Consider the following 10,146-nt stretch of genomic DNA (forward strand, 5'->3'; position numbering starts at 1 on the left):
TGTTAGCACCTTATTTTTTGATTGACAACTTTGGAAAGCGCTTTTTTAAAAATAACTTTAAAAAGCGCTTCCTAACCCCTAGTTAAGTAGGTTTGTTAAATCGGTAAAAAAGGCCGGATACGAAACATTAATCGCCTCAGCAGCATTTAAGGTCAAATGGCCTTGACTGATTAAAGCGGCGACGGCCAACATCAAACCGATGCGGTGGTCACCATGACTATCAAGTTGATCACTGGTAACAGCCTTCAAAGGTGTTGGCCCTGTAATCACCATCCCATCAGGTTGTTCTTCAATCTGGGCACCTAGCTTGCGGAGCTCAGCTGTCACAGTGGCAATCCGATCAGTTTCCTTAACCCGCAGTTCTGCGGCATCTTTAATGACGGTCGTTCCTTGGGCCTGGGTTGCCGCCAGTGCGATTAACGGAATCTCATCAATAACATTGGGAATTTCTGTGCCGCCCACTTCAGTTGCCTTAAGTGAGCTAGTGGACACAATTAAATCACCGCTAACCTCGAAGTCAGAATCAATATTTTCGACGCGAATATCAGCACCCATGCGGCTAAGAACGTCCAAAAATCCTGTTCGTGTTCCGTTTAAACCAACTTGTTTTAGACGTATTTCACTGTTAGAAACTAATATTGCCGCCAAAATAAAGAAAGCGGCCGACGACATATCACCGGGAACACGAAAGGATTGCGCTTTTAGCTGCGGTTGCGGTGGCACCGTTAGGGTTAGCCCCGTAATATCTACCTGCCCGCCAAATTTGCGCAGCATTCTTTCCGTATGATCCCGGGTCTGCGCCAGCTCAGTTAAATGGGATGGTTCATCAGCCTGCATGGCCGCAAACATTAAAGCGCTTTTTACCTGGGCACTGGCCACCGGGATCGTTTCGTCCAGAGCAGTCAACTTGTGATTACTTCGAATCGTTAATGGTAAATAGTTATCATCCGTTGCCGTGATTGTCGCGCCCATTTTTTGTAAAGGTGCAATCACCCGCTGCATTGGTCGCTTGCTTAAAGAAGCATCACCACTAAACGTTATTGGAAATGGCTGTTTACTTAACAATCCCATTAAGAGACGCGTGGACGTTCCTGAGTTTCCCAGATCAATTGCCTGTTTGGCCGGTGTAAAGCCATTGAAACCGACACCTTCAATCGTTACTGAATCAGTGGTGCGTTGAATTTTAACGCCAAGTGCTTGTAAGGCACTAATTGTGTGTAAACAGTCGTCGGAAAAAAGAAAATGACTAATTTTGCTGGTTCCTTGAGCGATCGCACCAAACATAACACTGCGGTGGGAAATACTTTTGTCACCGGGAATCATTAATTCACCCTGTAAATGCGTGGCAGCCGTTACTAATTCTTTTTGCATATTTTTACTCCTCGTCTAGTACTGCGCTAGTTCGTCATGGTAAGCCTTAACCTGCGTTTGCAAACGAGGTAAGGCGTCGGCGTCAAACTTCGCCAAAACGGCCTGCGCTAGCGTAATCGCCACCATTGCCTCGGCTACAACTGCAGCGGCAGGTACCGCCGTCGTATCCGAACGCTCCACGTTAGCAACGTATGCCTCTTTAGTGTGAATATCGACACTACGCAGTGGTTTATATAACGTTGGAATTGGCTTCATAACCCCTTTAATGACTAGCGGCATTCCGTTAGTCATCCCACCTTCAAAACCGCCGAGATGATCACTGCCGCGGTAGAAGCCTTTAGTTTCGCTATAAAAGATTTCATCCATATCCTGACTACCAGGATGATCCGCCAAACTAAAGCCATCCCCAAACTCAACCCCTTTAAAAGCATTGATACTAATAATTGCCTGGGCCAATTTAGCGTCAAGTTTCGTATCGGCACTGACATAGCTACCGAGACCAACCGGCAAACCAGTGGCAAGCACTTCAACAACACCGCCTAATGTATCACCAGCCTTTTTTGTTTGATCAATTAGGCTGTGCATTTCAGCGGCTGCGGCTGCGTCATAAGTACGGACATCGCTGGCATTGGTCACCGCCGCTAGTGCTTTCAAATTACTAATTTTTGGTAATTTAGTTAAATCGGCTTTCACCGTTCCTAATTGCTGAACAAAACCTAATACCTCGACACCAATCGCTTGAAGTAATTGTTTGCAGAGACTACCAACTGCAACCCGCATCGTTGTTTCCCGTGCACTGGAGCGTTCCAAAACATTTCGCAAGTCCGCGTGTTGATATTTTTCGCCACCGACCAAATCAGCGTGCCCCGGCCGCGGCTTGGTTACTTGCCGAACTGAGTTGGCCGCCGTGGCTTCGGCCGTGGGACTCATAATCTCATCCCAATGAGCATAGTCGCGGTTAGTCACCTGAAGTGTAATTGGTGAACCCAAGGTTTTTTGATGACGAATGCCAGATGTGATCTGAACCTGATCAGACTCAATCTTCATTCGATTTCCACGGCCGTAACCTTGCTGCCGTCGTTTTAAATCAGCATTAATTTGTTCCACCGAAACCATTAGGCCGGCGGGAATTCCTTCAATAATTGCCGTTAGTTGTGGACCGTGTGATTCACCTGCTGTTGTGTAGCGCATTTTATTGCCACCTTTCTCATCTTAAACTCATTTTTATTGCTATTAGCTTAGCATAAGTCAACGACCTTGTGGAAATTAATTAGCGAATGGTCAAAAAGGATGAACGCTGTTTTCTTTCGAATTGAAGTACTAAGCCACAAATTCAATACTGGCCATTTAACTAGATCGTGTTTGGAAAATACCTTTATTAGTATTTTCCTAACTATTTTGGTGTAACCGTGTTTGACTACTTGATTAAGGCGCGGCCAAGTTATTTACTTGCCGGTCAACAAAATTTCCAGTAAAAATATATCAGGCCCCAAAATTAAGTAACCGATTTCTTTACTAATTTATTAGTCTTTATTCATAATTTCTTCACAACTTATCTCTATCATTAATAGTGTTGAAAGATTTGGTTGACTGACGTCTTAAAACTAGTTGCCCCGCGCCTTTTTAGTGCTTGAAGGCTCTGAAAAGTATAAAAATTAGTTTACGTCCTTAAAGGAGCACCAGAATATAAATTATTGTAGATAGAAATGGCATCAGGATAAAAATCCTGATGCCATTTTATATACTCGGTTTTACGGGGAGATTTAACAGATAAAGTGCCTGCTTATAATTTGGTGTAAACGTGGTCCAAGAAGCAGATCTCTGCGGTTGCCATGTTTCAACTTGGCGGTTTTTGCCGTAGTTGAATGGACAACGGATGAAGCATCAGGATTATTAGCGTGTTTTTGCTAATAATCTTCAATTGCGGAATAGTAGCTGCAGAAGTCGCTTTAGCTGTTTCACAGCAAAAGTGTCTTCTTAGGCTGCGACTCGGACTTCGGTTTATCCTAGTCCGATCGACATCGTTAGTAATCCTCAAAATCTAGGCACTTCTTACCTGCAGCAAACGTGGCCCAAGAAGCAGATTTCTGCGGTTAGCTACAGAAGTCGCTTTAGCTGTTTCACAGCAAAAGTGACTTCTTAGGCTAATCCTCAAAATCTAAACGCTTCTTGGGCCACTCTCTCTTTTTTAATGTTCAATCACTTTTGGTTCTGTCTTTATTTGTTCATCGCGTGCGCGTTTTAATTCATCGTAGTAACCCGCGTAGGTTGCGTTTTTATATGGATTCAACCAAAGGAAACCAAGACCAAAGGTGATCACCGATAAAATGTCCCAACCTAAAAAGCTTAGTTGCAGCACAAAATAATCAATTTTGTGACCATACATCAACGCCCGACTCTCAGTAATACTACCTAAGAAACTAACTGGTGCGTCGCCCGATACATCTCGTCGGTCTTTATAGACAAAATAACTTTGCTTATACGCATAGGATTTAACAATTCCAGGAATAATAAATAGGAGTGACCATAACCAAACGTAAATCATTTGGATAAAGAACAAACCAATTGTCCCCCAAAAATAGGGTTGTGAGAAAACTTGGAAGGCATCCCGTAATGGATGAACTTCATAATCACGATTACGCACCCAATCTAAGAAAGTATACTGAATTCCGACTAAGAAAACCGTTGAAACAATACTACCAATCATATTACCACCGTTATTGCCACCATTAGTGGAATAGTCAGCCGCATGACTAATTGATTCTTTAACATCATTTAAGTTAAAGCCCATCCAGCCCAACGCTACAATAAATGCAGCGATGAGTACTAATTGAATAATCGTTGGAATTAGATTCAACAAAATACCATTAAGCCAATTACCGCGCAATAAATCCTTGGACTGTTCCTTTAACTCACGTCTTGTTTTCACGCTATTTACCTCGTTTCTAAGATCAAATCAATTCTAAACTTTGTACCCCAACTCATGATAATCAATTATAACTGTTTTAAGTGGGTAAAGACAAAAAAGCTGCCAGAGTGTTTGAAAAAGTGGTAGATTCTGAGGATTACTGACGATGTCGATCGGACTAAGATGAACCGAAGTCCGAATCGCAGCCTAAACAGCCGAATCACCTTTGAAAAAGGTGATTTGGCTGTTGTAGCTACTATTCCGCAATTGAAGATTATTAGCAAAAACACGCTAATAATCTTGATGCTTCATCCGTTGTCCATTCAACTACGGCGAAAACCGCCAAGTTGAAACATGGCAACCGCAGGAATCTGCTTTTTCAAACACGTTTATACTACATAATCAAAAAATCACAACCATAAAAAACTGCCAAAAACCACCTAATTTAACGAGGCCCTCATTATCCGTAAAATTAAAGTCGACTGAGTGTTTTAATTTTCTTTTCATAAACTAACGGCTATGCTAAGATTATAGACATTAAGCCTTAATTTATTCGGTTGTTTGGTGAAGGAGTGAAGTTTTATGTCAGTTTGGGACAAAATGTTAAAAAAACAGAGTCTCGATAAGTATTTGGCTAAAGATAAACAGTTTGTTAAATCAATGAATGCTTTCGATCTGATGTCCTTGGGTATTGGGGCGGTTATCGGTACTGGTATTTTTATCTTGCCAGGAACCGTTGCCGCGTTGAAGGCCGGCCCGGCCATCGTATTGTCATTTGTCGTCGCCGCCATTGTTTGTTCAATTGCTGCTATGTGTTACGCTGAATTTTCTTCGGCCATGCCCATTGCCGGTTCGGCCTATTCTTACGGAAACGTTGTTTTTGGAGAATTTACTGGCTGGGTTTTAGGCTGGGCGCTCATCCTTGAGTATATGTTGGCTGTGGCCGCTGTGTCCACAGGATTCTCGGCTTACCTTTCCTCGTTTTTACAGGGCTTTGGCCTAGAAATCCCTAAAATATTTAGTGGCCCCTTTGATCCGGCTCACGGAACTTACCTTAACCTTTTTGCCGTTTTAATCGTTTGGCTAATCACTTGGATGCTTAGTCACGGGATGAAGGAATCTGTTCGGATCAATAACGTAATGGTCATCGTCAAAATAACGATCATTGTCATCTTCTTACTTGTCGGCGCCTTCTACGTTAAACCGGCTAATTGGCACCCCTTCTTACCATTTGGCGTTAAGGGCATTTTTAAAGGTGCTTCAACCGTTTTTTTACCTATTTAGGCTTTGATGCCGTTTCGTCTTCTGCCGCCGAGGTCAAAAATCCTCAGCGTAACATGCCGATTGGTATCATTGGAACACTGATTGTGGCGACAATCTTATACATTTTAGTTTCCGCCGTTTTAACTGGCATGGTGTCTTATAAAGACTTAAACGTTGCTAACCCAGTGACCTACGCCCTGCAAAAGGTTGGGCAAAATTGGGTTGCCGGTATCATTTCAATCGGTGCCCTGGCCGGTATGTTTACCATGATGATCACTATGATTTACAGCAGTTCACGCTTGGTGTACTCAATTGGCCGTGATGGTTTACTGCCAAAGTTTTTAGGCCAACTACAAAGTAAAACGCATTTACCTCAGCACAGTTTAATTCTGGTGACGATCATTATTTCTATCTTAGGTGGCCTAATTCCACTAGACGAATTAACCAACTTAGTTAACATTGGTACTTTGATCGCCTTTACCTTCATTTCCATCGGCATTATTCCGTTACGCCGCCACAAGGAAATCAAAAATACTGGTTTTAAAGTTCCTTTGTCACCCGTTCTACCAATTATTTCCGCAATTTTTTGTATTGGTTTAATGGCCATCTTACCCGCAGAAACCTGGATTGCTTCGTTGATTTGGTTTGCCATTGGACTACTCATTTACTTCACTTACGGCATTCACCACGAAAATATTTCTTAATCTGAAAAGGCGGCTAGGAGTGTTTGAAAAGGCGGTTAGATTCTGAGGATTACTAACGTTGTCGATCGGACTAGGATAAACCAAAGTCCGAGTCGCAGCCTAAACAGCCGAATTACCTTTGAAAAAGGTGATTTGGCTGTTGTAGCTAACCGCAGGAATCTGCTTTTTCAAACACGTTTACATTAAATTAGTCCGAAAAATACTAGTGAGAGCATTTTCCAAACGTGAACTAGATTCTGAAGACAGTGTTTTAGTTTGGCGATTTTTGTCCCATTTAAAGTTCTCCAGACTATAACAAAGCATCCCTAAATCACCGAATTATTTATGAAAGCGACTGTTTGGTGCTCGAATTAACTACAGAAGCTCAATTTTCAAACACGTTACCAAAAAATAAGGTTGCTGGCAAAATTAATTCTGCCAGCAACCCTATTTTTTACTCTAAATTAGCGAACTATTTCACACGTGCTAAGAAATAACGTTTCTTACCCCGGCGAACAATCACAAAGCGGCCATCAAAGGCAGCCGCAGGATCAACAGTGAATTCCAGATCCCGAATTCGGTCACCATTAATTGTAATGGCGCCATTAGTGACGTCCTCACGAGCCTGACGCTTAGATTTTTCAATCTCGGTATCAACCAAAAACTGAACAACATTATTAGGTTCTGTTGAAATCGTCATTGATGGCACATCCGCGAAACCTTGCTCGATTTCCGCCGCAGTTAATTCTTTTAAATCCCCCGAGAAAAGCGCTGCGGAAATATGTTCGGCCTGCTTAACAGCAGCCTCACTATGCACAAATTTGGTAACTTCTTGGGCTAAACGACGTTGGGCTTCTCGTTTTTCTGGCTGTGTTTTAACCTTATCGGCCAAGGCAGCAATTTCTTCTTGCGACAAGAAAGTAAAGTATTTCAAATATTTAATAACATCACGATCATCTTGGTTTAACCAGAATTGATAAAATTCATAAGGTGACGTCTTTTCCGGATCAAGCCAAACTGCCCCACCAGCGGTCTTCCCAAATTTAGTCCCATCGGCCTTTAACATCAGTGGGATTGTCAACGCGAAGGCCTTTGCATCAGCACCTTCTTGCTTATGAATTAAATCAATTCCGGCCGTAATGTTTCCCCACTGATCAGCGCCACCAATTTGTAGTTGAACGTCTTCATGGCGGTATAAGTGTAAGAAATCAATTGATTGCAGAATTTGATAAGTAAATTCAGTAAACGAAATACCAACTTCCAAACGACTGGCCACAACCTCCTTATTCAACATCGTATTTACGTTAAATAATTTACCGTAATCCCGTAGAAAATCTAATAAAGAAAGTTTGGATAACCAATCATAGTTATTAACAATCCGAAAATTGTCCGTGCCAAATAATTTCTCCATTTGCGCGGATAAATGATCCTGATTGTGTTGAACTTGAGTCATCGATTGCAAAACACGTTCTGAATTTTTACCTGATGGATCGCCAATTGCGCCGGTGCCCCCACCAATAACAATCACTGGATGATGGCCAGCTAGTTGAAATCGTTTCAACATCATGAACGGAATCAAGTGTCCAATATGTAAGCTATCGCCGGTTGGATCAACGCCACAGTATAAACCAATCTGTTTTTCACTCGTTAATTCGCGCAACCCAGCTTCATCCGTCGTTTGGTTAACGGCGCCCCGCCACTTAAGTTCATCAATAATATTCTCCGTCATTTTATAACCTCCGTTAATACTGTTTAAAATTATCATAACTAACAAAAAAAGTCCCCGACCAAGTCAAAAACTTGATCAGGGACGAAATTTTTCCGCGTTACCACCCAAAGTTATAGCTACTGCTATCACTCTTTCATTTGTATCGAAATGACCCGTGACATCCGCGTAAAAAGTGTAATTCGCGTTGTAACTTCGGTTAGTTTTCAGCCACCACTAACTTTCTGAACGATTAGTTACGCCACTACTGTACTTCTTATGTCCGTTATGAAATTAAGTTCACTATAGCTTACGCCGCGGTGCCTGTCAAGCCGCCACCCAGAACGCGTTAATCAACCAGTCAGTCCCTTTTTATGGACATAATCAATATTGACGTAATCGGTTTAGGTACGCTAATAGGCCCTCTTTTTTAGATTCACTACTTCAAGTAGAATTTCAAATTGGGCTGCTTGTTAAGCTGAATCGCCGCTTTAATCCAGAGGAAGCCTAGACTATCTAGAAGTGGACTATCTTGCAACGATAGTGCCTGGGGTACAAAGCCCATTTGCTTAGCCAAATCCGTTACTTGTTTCACTGCAGCCTGATCGTCGCCAGCAAAGAATTGAACGCTGCCCTCTGGCTTAATCATGTTGGCAGAGCCTGTTTGGTTGAAGCCCTTAACAACTGCCGTATCCGGTAAAGTTTCTTGAAGTAACTGGGTTTGTGACTTGCCAGCGAAAGTTTTTGGACCAGAAAAGTCACTAGTAATGGCGTTAGTCACGTCAACCAAAATCTTACCCTTCAAATCGGCCTTTAACTGCTTGGCCAAATCAAGCACTGTCTGACCAGGAACCGCTAAGATTAGTAAATCAGCAGCCTTAGCCACATCGGCATTGGTTTGGTAATCGGCTGTTGCCTTTCTTGAACCAAGCAATGGTGTATAGCCATTCGTCGTTAAATTCTCTTTTAAAGCCGTGCCAACTTGGCCACTAGCTCCTAAAATTCCAATTTTCATAATCGGCCTCCTTAAAAACTTTTAAATCAACTTCATTTTACTACAAACTAATTTTACTAGTACCGATTTTTACTTACTCGTTTTTCAATTAATTCTATCTAGATGCAGATTTTAAAGAAACTAATTCTTATCAGGTCGACGTTTATACCAACCTAAGCCGATTGCAATAAGCACAAGGCCGCCGCCTACCCAAATTAGATAATTTTCTTGTTGTGATTGCGTTCGCGGCAGACGTTCAACTGCTAGGTTTCTTACCTCAGAATGATTTGGTTTACTGACTAAGTGCGGTTTCTTTGTCTCCAGCGGCTGGGAAGATAAATCAACTTGACCCGAATTGACGTTACTATCAGTTTGTTCGGACCCAAACACGTTTGATTGCAGCAGCATCCCTACGCCGGCCACCATTAAGCAGTTAAGCATTAAATATAACCACCTTTTATTATATCCACTCATTATTAGCCCCTCTCACTCACGGAGTCAAATACCCTATACCTTATTTACAACTGTTCATTAGGCAAAATTGTAATTAAAGAATGTAGAATTTTACTGACGGCCTTAAACTAACTTTTCCCCAATTAACGTTAGACCCATTTCACAAGTTTGTGCTAAAACATGCTTTACTTCGCCTTTAAAATAGTACTTCTTTGCCATTTGTAAATTGGGACCAACCAGACCAATGCAAACAGTTCCCGCCGGCTCACCAGCGAGCGCTTCCGGACCAGCGGCGCCCGTAAAAGAAATCGCGTAGTCCGTCGCCGCCAGATCTTGGGCCTTAATTGCCATTTGTTGCGCAACCTCATTACTGACGACACCATACTGCCGAATCAATTTCGGCGCCACGCCCAGCAATTGCGTTTTTGATTCGCTTGAATAAGTGATAAAGCCCCCTGGATAAACGTCACTAGCCGCCTCAGTTGCCGCCAATTGGGTTTGAAATTGACCACCAGTCAAACTTTCAGCTGCAGTTAAGGTTAATCCTCGTTCTGCTAAAAGTTGTGTTAATTCAGAAAATTCCATTTATACACCTCATTTTCAAAAGAACGTTCAAAAAAAGAACAACTATTGCCACATGTATTTTTTCCCACAAATTATCAATTACGTTTTTTGCAAACCTACTTTTTTTCGAAACTGTCAAATCTTTTGTGTAAATAGATCTTTCTCATAGATTGATTTTTTATTCTTTATTTAATCAAAGTAAGAT

At 42.0% G+C, this 10,146-nt stretch carries 7 protein-coding genes and 1 pseudogene; 1 reads left to right on the forward strand and 7 read right to left on the reverse strand.

The features are described from left to right. Nucleotides 1-78: 78 nt before the first annotated feature. The 3 genes from aroA to EKM61_RS02575 all read right to left on the reverse strand — a co-directional run bounded on the left by aroA (nt 79) and on the right by EKM61_RS02575 (nt 4,300). Complete coding sequence (gene aroA / locus EKM61_RS02565; RefSeq protein WP_068222667.1) at nt 79-1,371, reverse strand: 3-phosphoshikimate 1-carboxyvinyltransferase; 1,293 nt, start codon at nt 1,369-1,371, stop codon at nt 79-81. 15 nt (nt 1,372-1,386) lie between these two features. Beyond that, complete coding sequence (aroC, locus tag EKM61_RS02570; protein ID WP_068222661.1) at nt 1,387-2,562, reverse strand: chorismate synthase; 1,176 nt, start codon at nt 2,560-2,562, stop codon at nt 1,387-1,389. Between the two features lie 997 nt (nt 2,563-3,559). After that, nucleotides 3,560-4,300, reverse strand: a complete 741-nt coding sequence (locus tag EKM61_RS02575) for a DUF975 family protein (protein ID WP_068222658.1) — start codon at nt 4,298-4,300, stop codon at nt 3,560-3,562. A gap of 561 nt (nt 4,301-4,861) precedes the next feature. On the opposite strand from EKM61_RS02575, the pseudogene EKM61_RS02580 reads away from it, so the two are divergent. Continuing rightward, nucleotides 4,862-6,246 (forward strand): annotated as a pseudogene (locus EKM61_RS02580) (APC family permease). Nucleotides 6,247-6,697: 451 nt separating this feature from the next. On the opposite strand, the gene tyrS reads toward EKM61_RS02580, so the two are convergent. The 4 genes from tyrS to EKM61_RS02600 all read right to left on the reverse strand — a co-directional run bounded on the left by tyrS (nt 6,698) and on the right by EKM61_RS02600 (nt 9,962). Then, nucleotides 6,698-7,954, reverse strand: a complete 1,257-nt coding sequence (tyrS, locus tag EKM61_RS02585; RefSeq protein WP_068222656.1) for a tyrosine--tRNA ligase — start codon at nt 7,952-7,954, stop codon at nt 6,698-6,700. A gap of 415 nt (nt 7,955-8,369) precedes the next feature. Continuing rightward, nucleotides 8,370-8,945, reverse strand: coding sequence for an NADPH-dependent F420 reductase (locus EKM61_RS02590; RefSeq protein WP_068222653.1), 576 nt, complete (start codon nt 8,943-8,945; stop codon nt 8,370-8,372). Nucleotides 8,946-9,065: 120 nt separating this feature from the next. Next, on the reverse strand, nt 9,066-9,398 hold the full coding sequence (locus EKM61_RS02595; RefSeq protein WP_143445938.1) for a hypothetical protein: 333 nt from the start codon (nt 9,396-9,398) through the stop codon (nt 9,066-9,068). 102 nt (nt 9,399-9,500) lie between these two features. Beyond that, nucleotides 9,501-9,962, reverse strand: coding sequence for a CinA family protein (locus EKM61_RS02600; RefSeq protein ID WP_068222647.1), 462 nt, complete (start codon nt 9,960-9,962; stop codon nt 9,501-9,503). Between the last annotated feature and the right edge of the window lie 184 nt (nt 9,963-10,146).

The sequence above is a fragment of the Loigolactobacillus backii genome, from assembly GCF_003946275.1.
Taxonomy (GTDB): Bacteria; Bacillota; Bacilli; order Lactobacillales; family Lactobacillaceae; genus Loigolactobacillus; species Loigolactobacillus backii.

Coding starts and splice junctions, on each gene's coding strand:
- tyrS (WP_068222656.1), bottom strand. CDS start 7,954: ATGACGGAGAATATTATTGATGAACTTAAGTGGCGGGGCGCCGTTAAC.
- EKM61_RS02595 (WP_143445938.1), bottom strand. CDS start 9,398: ATGAGTGGATATAATAAAAGGTGGTTATATTTAATGCTTAACTGCTTA.
- aroC (WP_068222661.1), bottom strand. CDS start 2,562: ATGCGCTACACAACAGCAGGTGAATCACACGGTCCACAACTAACGGCA.
- aroA (WP_068222667.1), bottom strand. CDS start 1,371: ATGCAAAAAGAATTAGTAACGGCTGCCACGCATTTACAGGGTGAATTA.
- EKM61_RS02590 (WP_068222653.1), bottom strand. CDS start 8,945: ATGAAAATTGGAATTTTAGGAGCTAGTGGCCAAGTTGGCACGGCTTTA.
- EKM61_RS02600 (WP_068222647.1), bottom strand. CDS start 9,962: ATGGAATTTTCTGAATTAACACAACTTTTAGCAGAACGAGGATTAACC.